14 protein-coding genes are annotated in these 16981 nt (G+C 74.3%); 9 read left to right on the top strand and 5 right to left on the bottom strand.

The annotated features are described in order from the left end of the window. Positions 1-15: 15 nt before the first annotated feature. Positions 16-2469, bottom strand: coding sequence for a penicillin-binding protein (locus tag TK50_RS16905; protein WP_043964924.1), 2454 nt, complete (start codon positions 2467-2469; stop codon positions 16-18). Positions 2470-2866: 397 nt separating this feature from the next. On the opposite strand from TK50_RS16905, the gene TK50_RS16910 reads away from it, so the two are divergent. Further along, complete coding sequence (locus TK50_RS16910; protein ID WP_043964926.1) at positions 2867-3184, top strand: WhiB family transcriptional regulator; 318 nt, start codon at positions 2867-2869, stop codon at positions 3182-3184. Between the two features lie 42 nt (positions 3185-3226). On the opposite strand, the gene bagB is transcribed toward TK50_RS16910, so the two are convergent. The 3 genes from bagB to TK50_RS16925 are packed head-to-tail and all read right to left on the bottom strand — an operon-like array spanning position 3227 to position 6160. After that, positions 3227-4378, bottom strand: coding sequence for an ArsA family ATPase (gene bagB / locus TK50_RS16915; RefSeq protein ID WP_199486085.1), 1152 nt, complete (start codon positions 4376-4378; stop codon positions 3227-3229). A 54-nt stretch (positions 4379-4432) separates the two neighbouring features. Next, complete coding sequence (gene bagA / locus TK50_RS16920) at positions 4433-5410, bottom strand: ATPase BagA (RefSeq protein ID WP_043964930.1); 978 nt, start codon at positions 5408-5410, stop codon at positions 4433-4435. 48 nt (positions 5411-5458) lie between these two features. After that, entirely contained in the window at positions 5459-6160 is a 702-nt protein-coding gene (locus TK50_RS16925) for an Rv0361 family membrane protein (RefSeq protein ID WP_043964932.1), read from the bottom strand. A gap of 361 nt (positions 6161-6521) precedes the next feature. Here TK50_RS16925 and TK50_RS16930 point away from each other — a divergent pair, with 361 nt between their 5' ends. From TK50_RS16930 to TK50_RS16955, 7 genes are all read left to right on the top strand, one after another. Continuing rightward, positions 6522-7010 carry a hypothetical protein gene (locus TK50_RS16930; protein ID WP_043964934.1) on the top strand — a complete coding sequence of 163 codons (489 nt, stop codon included), beginning with the start codon at positions 6522-6524 and terminating at the stop codon, positions 7008-7010. Between the two features lie 45 nt (positions 7011-7055). Beyond that, positions 7056-7211, top strand: a complete 156-nt coding sequence (locus TK50_RS33725; RefSeq protein WP_018222171.1) for a Sp36 family protein — start codon at positions 7056-7058, stop codon at positions 7209-7211. Between the two features lie 5 nt (positions 7212-7216). Further along, positions 7217-7678: a RidA family protein gene (locus TK50_RS16935; protein WP_043966380.1), complete on the top strand. Its 462-nt coding sequence runs from the start codon at positions 7217-7219 to the stop codon at positions 7676-7678. Between the two features lie 122 nt (positions 7679-7800). Then, the gene (locus TK50_RS16940; RefSeq protein ID WP_043964936.1) at positions 7801-8613 is read left to right on the top strand and encodes an MBL fold metallo-hydrolase; all 813 of its coding nucleotides are present in this window, start codon (positions 7801-7803) and stop codon (positions 8611-8613) included. Next, entirely contained in the window at positions 8610-12191 is a 3582-nt protein-coding gene (locus TK50_RS16945) for an adenylate/guanylate cyclase domain-containing protein (protein WP_043964938.1), read from the top strand. The genes TK50_RS16940 and TK50_RS16945 overlap by 4 nt, the downstream gene beginning before the upstream one ends. Positions 12192-12301: 110 nt before the next feature. Then, a complete protein-coding gene (locus TK50_RS16950; RefSeq protein WP_043964940.1) occupies positions 12302-12817 on the top strand; it encodes a hypothetical protein in 516 nt (171 codons plus the stop codon). Between the two features lie 30 nt (positions 12818-12847). After that, positions 12848-14470, top strand: coding sequence for a serine/threonine-protein kinase (locus TK50_RS16955; protein WP_043964941.1), 1623 nt, complete (start codon positions 12848-12850; stop codon positions 14468-14470). On the opposite strand, the gene TK50_RS16960 is transcribed toward TK50_RS16955, so the two are convergent. Continuing rightward, entirely contained in the window at positions 14457-14807 is a 351-nt protein-coding gene (locus tag TK50_RS16960) for a hypothetical protein (protein WP_144420315.1), read from the bottom strand. The two genes, TK50_RS16955 and TK50_RS16960, sit on opposite strands and share 14 nt — an antisense overlap. 296 nt (positions 14808-15103) lie before the next feature. Between TK50_RS16960 and TK50_RS16965 the strand changes: the two genes are divergently transcribed. Continuing rightward, positions 15104-16918 carry an alpha/beta hydrolase gene (locus TK50_RS16965; RefSeq protein WP_043964942.1) on the top strand — a complete coding sequence of 605 codons (1815 nt, stop codon included), beginning with the start codon at positions 15104-15106 and terminating at the stop codon, positions 16916-16918. The last annotated feature ends 63 nt before the right edge of the window (positions 16919-16981 follow it).

Here is a 16981-nt window from a genome sequence, read left to right on the forward strand (position 1 = left end):
GCGGATGCGGCCCGGTCAGCCGTTGCGACCCGGTCGGCCGCCCTGGCCGGGTGGGTTGCCCGGGCCGGGCCCGCCACCGGTGCCGCCGTTGGCCGGCGGGCTGGCGGGGGTGCCGCCGCTGCCGCTGCTGACCTCGATGACCACCACGCCGCCCTTGATGGTGCGCCCGTTCGGGCTGGTGCCGGCGGCCTGGCCGGCCGCGCAGCTCGACGGCACCTTGGCCGAGGAGACCACCGGGTCGAAGCCGGCGCCCCGCAGCCGGTCCTTCGCGGTTTCGACGTCCACGCACTTCACGTCGGGGATCGAACGCTGGTCACCCTCCATGATCTTGCCGCTGGGCGGGGTGAACTCGATGCCCTTCTTGCCCTTCATGGCGTCGCGCAGCGTCTCGTACACCGGGGGGTTGATGCCCGTCGGGGTGTCGTGGCCCATCTGCTGGTTGGTCTGCGGCCAGTCCGGGTCGGCCATGATGCCGGCGACCGAGTACTGCTTGGTCATCGCGACCAGCGACGAGGTCTTCTCCGAGTCGGTGGTGCCGGACTTGCCGGCCACCGGCTTGCCGACGATGCCCCGAACGTTGGGAGCGGTGGCACCGGTGCACTTGGAGGTGGACGACCGGTCGCCGACCGGGCAGCGGGCCGCGTCCACGGCCGCGCGGGCGACCTGGGTGCTGATCCGCTGCTCGCAGCGCGGGTTGGCGACGTCGAGCTTCTTGCCGTCCGGGCCCTTGATCTCCTGCACCGGGATCGGCTCGCAGTACTTACCGTCGGCCGCGAGGGTCGCGTACGCGTTGGCCAGGTCCAGCGGGGTGGTGGCCGACACGCCGAGGGTGAACGCGCCCCACTGGTGCGCCGCCTCCTTGTTGTTGGCGAAGTCCGCGTCCTCGGTCGAGCGGAACTGGATGCCCAGCTTCTGCGCCGCCTTGACCACGTTCTCCGCGCCGACCTGCTGCTGGAGCGGGACGAAGTAGGTGTTCACCGAGCGGCCGAACGCGCTCCACATGTTGTGCACGCCGGCCATCGACTCGACGGAGTTGGTCGGGCAGTAGTAAGGGCCCTGGCAGGCGGCCGGGCTGCTGGGACTGATGATGTATTCCGACTTGAACTGCTTCGGCGAGTTGATCGTGTAGCTGAGCGGGATGCCCTTCTCCAGCGCGGCCACGATCGTGAAGATCTTGAACGTCGAGCCGGCCTGGTATCCCTTGATGTCGCCGCCGCCGGAGAGCAGCGGGTTCACCGTGTTGGGGTAGTTGCCCCGGATGCCCTTGCTGCGCTTGCGCGGGTCGCTGTTCAGCTTGTTCTGCGGCTTCTTCGGATCGTCGATCTTGAAGTTGCGGTTCACCGAGAGCGCGCGGACCCGGCCGGTGCCCGGCTCGACGACCGCGACCATCCGGGCCGCCTTGCTGTTGACGCCCAGGTTCTTGCGGACCGCCTTGTCGGCGCCGTTCTGCGCCTGCGCGTCGAGGCTGGTGACGATCGTGTAGCCGCCGCTCTTGAGCCGCCGCTCCCGGTCGTACGAGGTCGAGCCGAACGTCTCCTGCTGCATCCACCAGCGGTAGAAGTAGTCGCAGAAGAAGCCCCACTCCTTCTTGTTGGTGGCGACGCAGCCGTTCGGGGTGGTCTTGTCCTTGATCACCATCTTGGTGGCCTTGGCCGCCTCGCCCTCCTCCTTGGTGATCGCGCCAGTCTTGACCATGTTGTCGATCACGTAGTTGCGCCGGTCCAGGGCGAGCGGGTACCCGGTCTTGGTGGTCGGGTCGTTCGTGCTCGGGGCCTTCACCATGCCGGCGAGCATGGCCGCTTCCTCGATCTTGAGCTTGCTCGGCGGCTTGCCGAAGTAGACCTGGCTGGCGGCGTAGATGCCGTACGCGCCGTTGCCGAAGGAGGCGAGGTTGAGATAGCGGGTGAGGATCTCGTCCTTGGAGAACTCCTTGTCGACCTGGAGGGCCAGCCGCATCTCGCGCAGCTTGCGGGCGCTGGTGTCCTCGGTCGCGGCGACGACGTCGGCCGGGTGGGTGGCCGAGTAGGCGATGGCCAGCCGGACGTACTGCATCGTCAGCGTCGACGCGCCCTGCTGGGAGTTCGCGCCGGACTGGTTGTTGACGAACGCCCGGGCGACGCCGTTGAGGTCGACGCCGTTGTGCTTGTAGAAGTCGTGATCCTCGGCGGCGATGATCGCCTTCGGCATGTACGGCGACATGTCGCCGAACTTCACGTCGCGCCGGTTCTCGTCGTACATGGTCGCGAGCGGCGTCTTGCCGTCGGAGGCGAGCAGGTAGCTGATCTGCGGCGCGCGGCCCACCGTCAGCTCCTTGGGCAGCGCCCCGAAGGTCTCAGCGCCGGCCTTGGCGGCCAGCCCGGACATCGCCACCGCGGGGAAGGCCGCCGCCGCGACCACCACGCCGGCCAGCAGGCCACAGACGAGCAGCGATGCGGCGTTGGTCAGCACATTATGGTCACGTTTCCGCATCCAGGTCACCTCGACAGGGTACGCGAGTAGGGAACGAGGGGCGCTGGGGCGTCTTTTCCCCATTTCCTGCGCGCGCCGACCTCGTTGTGCTAAACGCACGAGCCCTGGTGCGGGGTTGCGCGGATCCGCGATGAGTCTCCACCGATCGGAGGAGCGGCGCAGCGTTTTCACGTACTGCGGCCGGGTAGACGGGGGCCGAAGGCCCGGGAAGCCGGGAGTGTCCGTAATGATGGATTTTGCCGACAACGTTGCGTAATCATCCAACTACAGAGCATGATGGTTGGGGCGACAGCCACACGTCGTCCGTGCCGCCCTGGGGAGGCCGGCCGGACGACCGGGGGGATTCGACGGCTGGTCGCGCGAAGTCGGTAGGTACTGCAAGGGGGGACGTGTACACATGGGCATGATCACTGACTGGCCGTCACTGGCGGCGTGTCAGAACGGGGACCCGGACGCGCTGTTCGTACAGGGCGCTGAACAGAACGTGGCGAAGCGGATCTGCCGGAGCTGCCCAGTTCGGTACGAGTGCCTGGCCGACGCGCTCGACAACCGGATCGAGTTCGGGGTCTGGGGCGGCATGACCGAGCGGGAACGCCGGGCCCTGCTGCGCCGGCACCCCCAGGTCGCCAGCTGGCGGAAGATGTTCGAGGCGGCCATGAAGAAGAACGCGAAGGACAAGTCCGGCAAGGACAAGGTCCTCGTCCCGACCGGCTGACGGCCGGTCAGGCAGACCAGGGCCGGCCGATCGCGGGCCGGCTCACGGCCGGCTGATCGCCGCGCCGATCGTCCGCAGCCCGTCGACGTCGTGCACGTCGGCGGGCTGCGCCGTCACCGACACCGCCGGCACCTGCGGGAACGCCTCGGTGAACCGGGCCGCCACCCGCTGCTCGCGCTGCGCCTGCTGGACCAGCGCGGCGTGCGCCCGCAGCACGTCGACCGTGCCGTCGTGCCCGCCGGCCTCGGCCAGCCGCTGCGCGGCGGCCAGGCACGCCTCGGCGTCCAGCGCCGGCACCGTCGGCTCGTGCACCCGGTTGAGCACCAGCCCGGCCAGCGGCATCCGCTCGGAGTGCAGCCGACCGGCGAAGTAGGCCGCCTCCCGGACCGCGTCGGGCTCCGGGGCCGCGACCAGCAGGAAGGCCGTCTCCCGCGCCTGGAGGATCCGGTACGTCTGCTCGGCCCGCTGCCGGAAGCCGCCGAACATCGAGTCCAGCGCCGCCACGAAGCCGGACAGGTCGGTGAGCAGCTGCGCGCCGAGCACCTTCTGCACCACCTTCGAGAACATCCCGAAGCTCGCGGTGACGAGGCTGAACATGCTGCGGCCCCCGCTGCGCGCCGGAGCCAGCAGCAGCCGCAGCATCCGGCCGTCGAGGAACCGGGAGAGCCGGGCTGGGGCATCCAGGAAGTCCAGCGCCGAGCGGGACGGCGGGGTGTCCACCACGATCAGGTCCCACTCGCCCCGGGCGTGCAGCTGGCCCAGCTTCTCCATCGCCATGTATTCCTGCGTGCCGGCGAACGTCGAGCTCATCGCCTGGTAGAACGGGTTGGCGAAGATTTCCTGCGCCTTGGTCGGGTCGGTGTGCTGGAGCACCACGTCGTCGAACGTGCGCTTCATGTCGAGCATCATGGCGTGCAGCTCGCCGCCGCTGGCCTCGACGTCGATGCCCTTGACCTGGCGGGGCGTGTTGTCCAGCTCGGTCAGGCCCAGCGACTGGGCCAGCCGGCGGGCCGGGTCGATGGTGAGCACCACCGTGCGCCGGCCGTGCTGCTCGGCGGCGCGCAACGCGAGCGCGGCGGCGGTGGTCGTCTTGCCCACCCCACCCGCCCCGCAGCACACCACGATCCGCACGCCCGGGTCGGCGAGGATCTGGTCGACGTCCAGCTGCGGCGCCGCGGCTTCGGAAGGCACCAATCGAGCGTATCGGGCTGGGCGCGGTCTCCGCGCCGTGCCGGCCGCCAGTGTGAGTCAATCCGCCCGCACGAGCGCCCGGGACAGCTCCGCCAGCCCCGCCCGGTCCACCCCTTCGGGCAGCAGCGGCAGCTCGGTCAGGGGCAGCCCCAGCTCGGCCAGGTCGCCGCGCAGCGAGTCCTCCAGCTCCCGGCGGACCCGCTGGTCCCGGGCCTCGGCGGCGAGCCCGGCGACGGTGTCCCGGTCGGCCGGCAGCCCGGCGGCGAGCAGGCCGCGCCGCAGCTCGGCGGCGGTCACCGGCCGGCCGGCGGGCAGCGGGGGACGGGCCGCGTTGACGATCACCCGCCCCACCGGGAAGCCGAGCTGGGTCAGCTCGGCGACGGCGTCCACCGTCTCCTGGACCGGCATCTCCTCCAGCAGCGTCACCACGTGCACCGCGGTCATCGGGGAGCGCAGCAGCGCGGCGACCCCCTCGCTCTGGGTCTTGATCGGGCCGACCTTGGCGAGCCGGGCCGTCTCCGCCGTGACGTTGAGGAACCGGCCGATCCGCCCGGTCGGTGGGGCGTCCAGCACCACCGCGTCGTACGCCCGGCGTTGGCCGGCCTTGCGGGTCGTCGCCTCCTTGACCTTGCCGGTGAGCAGCACGTCCCGCAGGCCGGGGGCGATGGTGGTGGCGAAGTCGATCGCGCCGAGCTTGCGCAGCGCCCGGCCGGCCGCGCCGAGCTTGTAGAACATGTCGAGGTATTCCAGCAGGGCCTCCTCGGCGTCCACCGCGAGGGCCCGCACCTCCCCGCCGCCGGGGGCGTCGGTGAGGTGCCGCTCGGCGTACGGCAGCGGTTCGGTGCCGAAGAGCTGGGCGATGCCCTGCCGCCCCTCGACCTCGACCAGCAGGGTGCGCCGGCCGTCGGCGGCCAGCGCCAGGGCCAGCGCCGCCGCCACGCTGGTCTTGCCGGTGCCGCCCTTGCCGGTCACGACGTTCAGGCGCGCCGGCCACTGCGTGGGGGCCGGGTCGGCCGGCCGCTCAGCTGCTCGCACCCGTCGAGCCTATCCACCCGGCCGGTGCCCCTCGGTCGGGTCGTCCGGTCAGGCGATCTCGCAGACCCACCAGCCGGTCTTCTGCACCACCGTGAAGCGGAGGTCCTGGTCGGCGACCTTCTCGTCGGAGGTCGTCATGGTCACCCTGGTGGTGACGGTGGCCCGGTCGCCGGTCTGGTTGTCCACCTTCGGGCTGGTCCAGCGGAACCGGGCGTCGGAGTACTGCTCGGCGTACCGCTTCAGCTCCGTGACCTTGGCGGTGATCTTCCGGTCGTCGCGGGCGGCGGCGCAGACGTAGCCGGCCGCCTTGCGGGCGTCCCGCTCCCGGTAGACGGCGGTGAGGAAGTTTTCCACGGCGACCGCCGGCTCCTTCGCGCCCTCGCCGCTCTCCGTGCTGCGCAGGGTGAAGAACGCGGCGGCACCGCCACCGCCGCAGAGCAGCAGCGCCAGGACCGCCACGATCGAGGCGACGAGCACGCCCCGCCGCTGCTTCGGCGCGACCGGGGCATGGTAGGGCGGGTATCCCGGTGGGGGCGGCGGGATCGCGCCTGCCCCCGGGCCCGACGGGCCGCCGAAGGGGGTGGGCTGGGCCGTCGGGGCGCCGAACGGCGCGGGTCCGGCCGGGGCGCCGAACGGGCCGGTGCCGGCCGGGGCGGGGGAGACCGGCCCGACGGGTGGGCCGGGCGTGTGGTCGCCGGAGGGCGGACCGCTGGGCGATCCGGTGGCGCCGCCGTTGGGCGGTTGGGTCATGTCGGTCCCCCGGGGGTGCGGCGCGTCGTCGTCCCGGTGGGACGCGAGCGCTGGTCGAGCGAAGGCGGGTGCGGAGGCGGCCGGGCCCGCGTGACCCGTCCGACGGGAAGGGTAACGGTGAACCCGGCCCAGGGTGGGGCCCCGGGCGGCCCGACCGACACGTCGATCACGGAAGCACGTTCGGCGCCATCCAGTACCGGACCGCAATCTGTCGCATATGTGACTTTCGGTGCCTGATCATGCGCGTCCCGTTGTCCCTGTCCGAAAACGGTCCTACGTTCGTGCCGACGCGGGGGCGGATCGGCGGATGGCCCGAGCCGGATGGTGACGACGTGATCAGGTGCGAGGCCCGGAGGCAGTAATGCGCGACACCGACAACATCTCCCGAGCCCAGTTCCCGCCGCAGACCGGTTGCGCCCGGCGCGCCGGGGCCGGCCCCGCCGGCGAGGACGGCCCGGTCACCGGCCTGCCGTTCAACGAGCGTTCCTACCGCCGGCTCACCGACCCGGGGGAGATGCTGCGCACGCTCAGCCGGCCCGCCGAGCGCCCCCGCGACGAGGAGGAGACCGGCTACGTCATCCACCTGCCGATCCGGGTGCCCGACCTGGCGACGGCGACCGCGCTGGCCGGGCGCGTGGCGGTCTCGCTCGGCTTCCTGCCCGAGCTGGACGCCGGGGAGACCACCGTCTCGACGGCCGACGACCAGAACAACCGGCACCGGGTCTTCTGCGACCTGCTGCTGCCGGACCGGTCGCGCTGCCCCCAGCGGTACGACCACGAGGGCCCCTGTGGCGAGCCGCCGATCGCCCCGGAGCAGCGTCCCGCGCCGGGCGGTCCCGCCGGATCGTAGGCTGGGGGCCGAAACAGTCGCCGCCTCCTAGGGAGCCCCGCACCGATGCAGAAGTGGGAATACTCGACCGTCCCGCTGCTGGTCCACGCGACCAAGCAGATCCTCGACAACTGGGGCGAGGACGGCTGGGAACTCGTCTCCGTGGTCCCCGGCCCCAACCCGGAGCAGCTCGTCGCGTACCTCAAGCGGCCGAAGGCGTGAGCGGCGTGGGCAACGGGCCGCACGCGAAGCTCGCCGAGCTCGGGTTGACGCTGCCCGAGGTGGTGCCCCCGGTGGCCAGCTACGTGCCGGCCGTGCAGTCCGGGCAGCACGTCTTCGTCTCCGGTCAGCTCCCGATGGCCGACGGCAAGCTGCTGGCCACCGGCAAGGTCGGCGCGGGGGTCTCCGCCGAGCAGGCCAAGGACCTGGCGCAGCGGTGCGCGCTGAACGGCCTCGCCGCCGTCGACGCGCTGGTCGGCCTGGAGAACGTGGTCAAGGTCGTCAAGGTGACCGGCTTCGTGGCGAGCGCCCCCGGTTTCACCGGCCAGCCCGGCGTGATCAACGGCGCGTCCGACCTGTTCGGCGCGGTCTTCGGTGAGGCGGGCCGGCACGCCCGTTCCGCGGTGGGCGTCTCGGAACTCCCGCTGGACGCCCCGGTAGAGGTCGAGCTGATCGTCGAGGTCGCCTGACCCGCACCCCACCCCCGCGATCTTGCACTTCGGGCCCCGGCGAAAGCCGCGTAGAGGCACGAAACCCGGGCCGCAAGTGCAAGATCGCGGGGAGTGGCGGGGGGAGTCGTACGATCGCTGGCATGACCGGGCACATCACGGCGGCCGTGGCCGCGCTGGCTGACGAGCTGCCGGGATGGGTGACCCTGCTGCGGGCACCGAACCCGGGGCCGATGACCCTCGACGGCACCAACACCTGGGTGCTGCGGGCCGGGCCCGGCGAACCCGCGCTGGTCGTCGACCCGGGGCCCGCCGACGACGGCCACCTGGCGGCGATCGCCGCCCACACCCCGGTCGCCACGGTGCTGATCACCCACGGGCACCCCGACCACACCGAGGGCTCGCCCCGGCTGCGCGAGCTGCTCGGCGGAGCGCCCGTGCGGGCCGTCGACCCCGCACACAGCCACGGCGGTCCGCCGCTGGCCGCCGACGCCGTCCTGCACGCCGCCGGCCTCACCGTGCGGGCGCTGCCCGCCCCCGGGCACACCGCCGACTCCGTCTGCTTCCTCGTCGAGCGCGGCGACGAGCGGGTGGTGCTCACCGGCGACACCATCCTCGGGCGGGGCACCACCGTCGTCGCCCACCCCGACGGGCAGCTCGGGGCATACTTCGACAGCCTGGAGCTGCTCTCGACGTACCGGGGGATCCCGGCGCTGCCCGGCCACGGCCCGGCGCTGGCCGACTGCGGCGTCGCCGCCGAGTTCTACCTCGCCCACCGCCGCGCCCGGCTCGACCAGGTGCGGCAGGCGGTCGCCGAGGGCGCGCGGACCGCGCCCGAGGTGGTGGCCCGGGTGTACGCGGACGTCGACCGGTCGCTGTGGTGGGCGGCCGAGTGGTCGGTCCGCGCGCAGCTGGACTACCTGGGGGTGCCCCCCGAACCGGCGGACCGGCCGTGACCTGCCCCGTCTGCGGGACGGTCGCCGTACCGGGGGCCCGGTTCTGCCACAACTGCGGAGCCGCGCTGCCGGCCGCCGCCACGCTGCCCGCCGCCGAACGGCGGGTCGTCACCGTGCTCTTCGGCGACCTGTCCGACTTCACCTCCTGGTCGGAGGACCTCGACCCGGAACGCGTCGGCGCGGTCACCGACCGGGTGCTCGCCGCCCTCGCCGGGGCCGTCAAGACGTTCGGCGGGCACGTCGACAAGCTCACCGGCGACGGGATCATGGCCGTCTTCGGCGCGCCCGTCGCCCACGAGGACGACGCCGAGCGGGCCGTCCGCGCCGCCCTGTCCATGCAGCGGGCCGTGCGCCGGGTGCTCGACGACGAGCGGGGCGGCGGCGCGCCGCTCGGCCTGCGCGTCGGCCTCAACACCGGCGACGTCATCGCCGGCATCCAGGCGGCCATCGAATACACGGTCATCGGCGACACCGTGAACACCGCCGCCCGGCTCGCCGACGCCGCCGCCGTCGGCGCCGTCTACGCCGGGGCGCGCACCTCCGCCGCCACCCGGCACGTGGCGTCCTGGCGGGCACTGCGCCCGCTGCGGCTCAAGGGCAAGCGGGAACCCGTCGAGGCGTACGAGCTGCTCGGCCTCCTCGACGCCCCCGGCACCCGATCCGGCCTCGGCGACGAGGCGCCGTTCGTCGGCCGGGAGACCGAGATCGGCCGGGTCGCCGGCCGGCTCGCCGAGGTCATCGACCGGGGTGAGCCCCGGGTGCTGCTGATGACCGCCGAGGCGGGCATCGGCAAGTCCCGGTTCGCCGCCGAGGTCGAACGCCTCGCCGCCGGCTACGACGTCGGCGCCGGCCGGTACGCCGCGCACACCGGCGCCCGGGTGCTGTCCGTGCGCTGCGCCGCGTTCGGCGAACGCCGCCGGCTCGCGCCCCTCGCCGACCTGGTCCGCGCCGCCGTCGGCCTGCCCAACGACGCGGCCACCGCGCTCACCCGGCCCGCCGTCGAGGAGCGGCTGCGCCGGCTCAACCAGCGCATCGGCCGGCTCGGCGACGACGCCCCGCCGGTCGCCGCCGACCAGCTGCTGGCCCTGCTCGGGTACGCCGACCTGCCCGCCGGCAGCCCGGCCGACCAGGGCGAGTGGGGCGGCGGCGCGCAGCAGCCCGCCGACGCCGACGCCGTGCCCAACGCGGTCGCCGACCTGCTCAGCGCCCTGGCCGCCGAGGCGCCGCTGGTGGTGCTCGTCGACGACCTGCACGACGCCACCACCGAGACGATCCGCGCCCTCGGGGTCACCCTGTCCCGCATCGCCGGCCCGGTGCTGGTGCTGCTGCTCGGCCGCCCCGAGCTGGTCCGCACCGCCGGCGCGCTGACCCGGGTCGCCGACGCCGAGGTGCACGCCCTGCCCCCGCTGCGCGGCGCCGACGCGGCCCGGCTGCTCACCAGCTATCTCGGCGGCGGGAAGCTGCCGCAGCCCGACGCCGACCGGCTGCTCGCCACCGCCCAGGGCAACCCGTTCTACCTCGCCGAGCTGGTCACCCTGCTCATGGAGCGGGGCGCGCTGACCGCCGTGGCCGACCGGTCCGCCCCGGCCAACTCCGGCTGGCGGCTCGCCCCCGGCTCGCTGGGCAGCCGGCTGCTCTCCCGCGACCTCGCCGCCGTGCTCGCCGCGCGCATCGACGCGCTGCCGCCGGACGCCCGGTCGGTGCTGCGCGACGCCGCCGTCGTCGGCGACACCGTGCCCGACGGCGCGCTGGAGGCGCTGCGCGAGCAGCGCGCCGGGCGGGACGGCCGACCGGCCGCCGTGGTCGCCGTCGAGCTGGACCGGGCCGTCGAGGAACTGCTGCAACGCCGGATGCTGCACCGCACCCGCACCGGGTACGCGTTCGCCACCCCACTGATGCGGGAGGCCGCGTACTCCGGGGTGAGCAAGGCCGAGCTGGCCGAGCGGCACGCGGCGCTGGCCCGGTGGGCCGCCCCCGACGGGTCGGCCGCGCCGGGCGGGTTCACCGACACCGCCCGGGACGCGTTCGTCGCCGAGCACGTCGAGCGGGCCGCCGCGCTCGCCGACGCCGTCAAGCTGCGCCCGGACGCGCCGGCCCGCACCGTCGCGCCGCTGGGCGTGGCTGCGCTGGGCCGGGCCGCCCGCCGGTCCCTGCAGGCCGGGGAGCCGGCCGCCGCCGTCGAGTACGCCGAACGCGCCGCCGAGCTGGCCCGCGACGGGCTGCCCGCCGCCGACCGGGTGGTGCACGCCCGCGCGCTGCTCCAGGTCGGCCGGCCCGGTGACGCGCTCGCCTACGCCGAGAAGATCGCCGCCAACGCCGGGGACGACGCGGGCACCCGGGCCAGCGCCCTGCTGCTCGCCGGGCAGGCCCACCAGACCCTCGGCGACCAGGGCCGGGCCGTGGCCTGCTGGCAGGAGGCGTTGCAGGTGGCCGGCGTCGGCGGGCTGCCCAACCTGCGCGCCTCGGCGATGCGCCGGCTCGGCATGGCCGACTTCATCGCCGGTCGGCTCGGCCAGGCCAGCAGCCGGCTCGCCGCGTCGTACCAGGTCAGCCTCACCGCTCAGGACCGGCGCGGCCAGGCGTGGTCGTTGCAGAACCTGGCCTGGGTAACCACCACCCGCGGCGACTTCGCCGGCACCGACGCCGTGCTGGGCCGGGCCGCCCGGCTCTTCGCCGAGCTGAAGGACCCGTACGGGCGGGCGTGGCTGCGCGGCACCACCGCGTTCGCCCGGCTGCTCGCCGGCCGGCTGCGCGAGGCACGCCGGCTGGCGCGGGTCTTCCTGCCGTTCGGGGAGCGGGTCGGCGAGGCGTGGGCCGTCGGCACGCTGCGCGCCGTCGAGGCGTTCGCCGGGGCGGAGCTGGGCGAGCTGAGCGAGGCCGACGGGGCGGCCCGCCGGGCGTACCGGGACTTCGCCGAGGTCTCCGACGACTGGGGGCGGGGCTTCGCCCTGGTGGCGCGGGGGGTGGTCGCCCGAGGGCTGGGCGAGCCGGAGCACGCCGCCGACCTGCTCGCCGACGCCATGTCGTACGCCGAGCGGACCTCGCACCCGCTGCTCACCGGGATGGCCGGCACGCTGCGCGGCTTCGTGGCGCTGGACCTGGGCGACTGCGAGACCGCCGAACGGTCGGCGCGGGCCGTGCTGACCGCCGTCGAGCCGCACAACCCGCAGGCCCCCGCCCAGGTGGGCCCCCGGGTGCTGCTGGCGACCGCCCGGCTCGCCGCCGGTGACCCGGCGACCGCCGTGGGGCTGCTCGCCCCGGTGGCCACCGCCGCCGCGAACGCGCCCTCGCTGCTGTTCTCCCGCCAGCAGACCATGGCCCGGTACGCTTCCGCGTTGCTCGCCCACGGCCAGCTCGACCAGGCGCTGGACTGGGCGCACCGGGCCGTGGCCGTCCCCGCCGAGGACGTGCGCAGCCAGGTGATCGCCGTGAGCGTGCTGGCCGAGGCGCTGGCCGCCTGCGGGCGTCCCGCCGAGGCGCTGGCCAGGGCCGAGGAGGCGGTACGCCTGGCGTACGCGACGGAGCAGCGCAGCGAACGGCTCGCGGCGGACGCGCTGCGCGTGCGCCTGCGGGGGTAGGGCGGCGATCCTGTCGGTTCCGCCGATGCGGGTGTCGGCGGTAGCGACTACGGTGGCATCCCATGAGGCGGTCCACTGTGGGGCCGCCGTGCCCGTCCCCGGGAGGCGTGATGAGGCTGCCCCGCTCCAGTGCCGGCTGGACGATCGCGGTCTTCGGCGTCCTGGCGCTGCTGATGGGCGCGCTCGGGCTGCTCTGGCCGGAGGCGCAGCTGCGCATGCTCGGCTTCGAGGTGCCGCAGAGCCGGGCCGCCGGGGACTACACCGGCACGTTCCTGACGGCGTCGGCGATGGCGTCGTTCAACATGGGGGTCTACTACCTGCTGGCCACGGCCACCGAGTGGCGGGCCTTCTACCGGTTCACGGTCGTCTTCCGGCTGGTCACGTTCACCGTCTTCACCATCGTGGTGCTCGCCGACGTCGCGCCGGGGCGGTTCTTCATGGTGGCGCTCTGGGAGGGCCTGGGCGCGGTCGCCACCGCCGTGGCGCTGCACCTGGACGCCCGCCGTGCGGCCGCCGCGCCGGACGCGGCGGAGCCCGGGCGGCGGGTGCCGGCGGCGGCGGACAGCGGGCGTCCGGCAGCCGCGTCGGCGGACGGCGCCTCCCGGTCTGCGGGCGCGGACCGCTGAGTCACCGGACCGGTTAGGTATTTTCGAGCAGTGACCGACACCCCGCCCGGCGCCCTGCGGCTGCCCATCGTGCCTGGTCTGACCGATCTGGAGGTATTTGCCCGGGGAGGGTACGCGACCGTCTACCGGGCCACCCAGATCTCCGTCGGGCGGGAGGTCGCGGTCAAGGTCGAGAACCGCACCCTGGACAACGAGCGGGACCAGGCCCGGTTCCTGCGCGAGGCGCGGGCCGCCGGGAGGATGTCGTCCCACCCACACGTGGTGGACCTCTTCGACGTCGGCGTCACCGTCGACCGGCACCCCTACCTGATCATGGAGCTGTGCGACGGGTCGTACGCCGAACGGATGCGCACCTCGCCCCTGGGCCCGGCGGAGACCCGCGACCTCGGCGTCAAGATCGCCGATGCGCTGGCCCACTCGCACGCCAACGGCGTCCTGCACCGCGACGTCAAGCCGGCGAACATCCTGCACTCCCACTTCAACCCGGCGGTGCTGGCCGACTTCGGGCTCGCGGTGCTGGCCGAGGTGCGCGACCCGACGGTGACCCTGGAGGTGCTCACCCCCGCCTACGCGCCGCCGGAGATGTTCAACCACAGCCCGCCGTCGCCGGCCGTCGACGTCTACGCGCTCTGCGCCACCCTCTACGCCGTCATGTTCGGCCGGCCGCCCCGCTGGCAGTCCGAGCGCAGTCCCAGCCTCGTCACCGTGCTGGAGATGTTCCACCAGCCGATCCCCGGGCTGCCCGGGGTGCCGGAGGAACTGGTCGACGTGCTGCGGGCCGGCATGTCCAACGACCCGGGGGCCCGCCCGTCCGCCATCGAGCTGCGCGGCCTGCTCGCCGCCCTGCCGCTGGACCCGGTCAGCGCGCCCGTCAGCGGCGCCCCGGTCTCCGGTGGCCCCACGTCCGGCGGCCCGACGGGCACCACCACCGGCAGCCCGTCCACGTCCGGGGGCCTCTACGGCACCAGCCAGCCGGGAGTCACCGGCGGCCCGTCCACCTCCGGCGGCCTCTACGGCACCGGCCAGCCGGGCCGCGCCGCCCCGCGCCCCCCGGTGGACCACGACCATCCCACCGAGCCGGTGACGTCCGGGCGTCGCTGGCGGCGACGCTGGTTCCTCGGCGGCGCCGGGGCACTCGCGCTGGCCGCCTCGGCGAGCGCCGGGGCCTGGGTCGCCGGCAGCGCGCCGGCCACGCCGACGCCCACCCCCGTCGTCACGGTGGGCGGCACGACGACCGCCAGCAGGTGGGGGGCCCTGCCGGGCTGCGTCTCCGGGTCGGCGGGCCCGGCCGAGCTGCCGGCGGGCGCGCGGTGCGTCGCCGAGTTGCAGTGCTACGGGCCGATGCGGGTGCGCGGCACCCGGGCGGACGCGCCCCGACTGCCCTGCGACGGCCGGCACACCTGGGAGGCATACGCCGAGGGCGAGCTGCCCGCCGCCCTGGTCGACGCCGCGCACGACGAGGTGGCCGCCGACCCGCAGGTGCGCCAGGTGTGCAGCCCGGTGACGTTCCGGCTGACCAGCGGGATCGCGTACACCAGCGGTTGGCGGCTGGAGGTGCTGCCGCCGGCGGCGGACGGCCCGGACCGGACGTTCCGGTGCCTGGCCGGGCGCGGCGTCGACGGGCTGTACGAGCCCACCCTCACCGGTCGCTGAACCCGTTCGCGCCCTGGCGGCGTTCCCGCATGGCCCGCAGGTCGCGGCTGTCCAGCGCCTCCAGGGTGTCGGCGTCGACGTCGCTGAGCCGGGCCACGGGTTGCCCCGACCACTGCGCCGGCTCGTCGCCCCCGCGTTCGCGGGCCTCCTCGCGGCGGTGCCGCCCCTCCGTCACCGACACCCCGGCGATCATCACGAGCAGGACGCAGAGCAGGGCGAGCACCACCGCCACGATGCTGCGCGGCTGCCACCAGACCAGCGCCACCAGCAGGGCGACCGCCGCCAGCGACGCGGCGACCGCCACGACGGGCACGTCGGGCCGAGGGATTCGGGTCACCCGTCAAGGATGGCGGAGCCGGCCGCCCTGTCAACCGCCGCCCCCCGGTCACCGGCCCTGCGGGCCGCCCGCCCCGCCGGCCCGTCCGAGCTGCCGACGCCCGCCCGTCGCGGCGGCGCTCGCTCCCCAGTGGACGGGTGACGGCGCAGCGTCGAAGTGGCGAAATTCGTTACATCAGTCGGGGAAACGACCCTTTGCTGGGCATTTTCCGGGCGGTGTTCGTTGGCCTCGGTCCCTAGAGTGACGGGGGTCGGGGATGCCCCGACACGTCCTGTTCCCCACCGGAAGGCAGCCGAATGCCACGCACAACCCGGTCTCTCGCCGCAGCAGGAATCGCGGGGATCGTCCTCGCCGGAACGGCCATCGCGCCGGCCGGCGCGGCACCGACCACCGCCGGCTTCGGTCGTCCGGCCACCTCGGACCGGACCGACCCCGTCGAGGCCAGGCGCGTCGACAGCGTGCCGACGCCGAAGCTCGACTGGTACGCCTGCTACGGCACCGCCGAGTGCGCCACCGTGCAGCTCCCGCTCGACTACGACAAGCCGAAGGGCGCCACCACCGAGGTGGCCGTGCTGCGGGTCAAGGCACGCGACCAGAAGAACCGGATCGGCAGCCTCTTCGTCAACCCGGGCGGCCCCGGCGGCTCCGGCACCGACCTGGCGCTCGCCGCGCCGTACTTCCTCGGCGACGACCTGCTCGACCGGTTCGACATCGTCGGCGTCGACCCGCGCGGCGTCGCCGCCAGCGAGAACGTCAGGTGCTTCCCGTCGGTCAAGGAGCAGACCAAGGCGTACGCCGGGCTGAACGTGGCCTTCCCGTGGACGAAGGCCGAGGAGCAGGCGTACGTCGCCTCGTCGAAGGCGATCGGCAAGGCGTGCTCCAGCACCGGCAAGCCGCTCACCGGCGCCATGTCGACAGCCGAGGTCGCCCGGGACATGGAGGTGCTGCGCCGGGCCGTCGGTGACAAGAAGCTGAGCTACCTCGGCTTCAGCTACGGCACCGCCCTCGGGCAGTACTACGCCAACATGTTCCCCGACCGGGTCCGGGCCGTCGTCGTCGACGGCGTGCTCAACCCGAACGCGTGGGTGGGGCAGGGCAAGGCCCGCAACCAGCTCCAGGAGACCCGGCTGGCCAGCGCCGACGGCGCGTACGCGGCGCTTCGGGAGATCCTGAAGCGCTGCGCCTCCGCCGGCCCGCAGGCCTGCCCGCTCGCCGCCGGTGACCCCGTCGCCGCCGTCGAGACCGTGGCGAAGCGGCTGCGCAAGAAGCCGCTGGTCATCGAGGACCCGGACACCGGGGAGACGTACCCGGTCAGCTACGCCGACTACGTCGGCGCGATGCTCAGCGGGCTCTACTCGCCCTACGGCTACTCGGACATCGTCGGCATCACCGCCGACCTGCTGGTGCTCACCGACCCGGCGACGGCCACGGCGGCCCGCCGCGCCGAGGCCCGCACGGCGCTCGCCCACCGCGCCGCCACCGCCGCGACCCAGCAGGCCCGCCGCAGGTACGACTTCCCGTACAACAACAGCCTGGAGACCTTCCTCGGGGTGGACTGCACCGACGCGTACCACCCGAAGGACGCCGGCTCCTGGCCGGCGCTGGCCGCGAAGGAGGACGCGCGGGCGCCCTACTTCGGCCGGCTCTGGGCCTGGGCCACCTCGCCGTGCGCCCGCAACACCTGGACGGTGCGCGACGAGGACGCCTACACGGGGTCGTTCGACAAGCGCACCAGCGCACCGGTGCTGGTGGTCGGCAACTACTGGGACCCGGCGACCAACTACCAGGGCGCGGTCACGTCGGCGGCGCTGCTGCCGAACAGCCGCCTGCTCAGCAGCGACAACTGGGGCCACACCGCCTACGGCACCTCGGCGTGCGCGACCGGCGCCATCGAGGCGTACCTGCTCAAGGGGACGCTGCCGGCCAAGGGCAAGGTCTGCGTCGGCGACGTCCAGCCCTTCGCCGAGCCGGCCGCCGGTGCGGCCGGCGACCGCGTCGCCGCGACCAAGGACGACCTGGCCCGGCGGGCCGCGCCGGCCCGGGGCGAGCCGAAGCGGCTGCCCCCGGTGGTCGCCCCGCTGCCGGCGGTCGGCACGCTGACCGTCCGCTGAGGACACCCGGGGGCACGGCGGGCGATCGGGCGCCCGCCGTGCCCCCGGGCCCGTCGGACGGGT

Origin of the sequence: Micromonospora haikouensis, from assembly GCF_000876225.1 — a bacterium.
In the GTDB taxonomy this organism is placed as follows: domain Bacteria; phylum Actinomycetota; class Actinomycetes; order Mycobacteriales; family Micromonosporaceae; genus Micromonospora; species Micromonospora haikouensis.

Excerpts from the sequence above, each read along its gene's own strand:
- TK50_RS16950 (WP_043964940.1), top strand. The coding sequence starts at position 12,302 with ATGAGGCTGCCCCGCTCCAGTGCCGGCTGGACGATCGCGGTCTTCGGC.
- TK50_RS16940 (WP_043964936.1), top strand. The coding sequence starts at position 7,801 with ATGACCGGGCACATCACGGCGGCCGTGGCCGCGCTGGCTGACGAGCTG.
- TK50_RS16965 (WP_043964942.1), top strand. The coding sequence starts at position 15,104 with ATGCCACGCACAACCCGGTCTCTCGCCGCAGCAGGAATCGCGGGGATC.
- TK50_RS33725 (WP_018222171.1), top strand. The coding sequence starts at position 7,056 with ATGCAGAAGTGGGAATACTCGACCGTCCCGCTGCTGGTCCACGCGACC.
- TK50_RS16905 (WP_043964924.1), bottom strand. The coding sequence starts at position 2,469 with ATGCGGAAACGTGACCATAATGTGCTGACCAACGCCGCATCGCTGCTC.
- TK50_RS16910 (WP_043964926.1), top strand. The coding sequence starts at position 2,867 with ATGGGCATGATCACTGACTGGCCGTCACTGGCGGCGTGTCAGAACGGG.
- TK50_RS16925 (WP_043964932.1), bottom strand. The coding sequence starts at position 6,160 with ATGACCCAACCGCCCAACGGCGGCGCCACCGGATCGCCCAGCGGTCCG.
- TK50_RS16930 (WP_043964934.1), top strand. The coding sequence starts at position 6,522 with ATGCGCGACACCGACAACATCTCCCGAGCCCAGTTCCCGCCGCAGACC.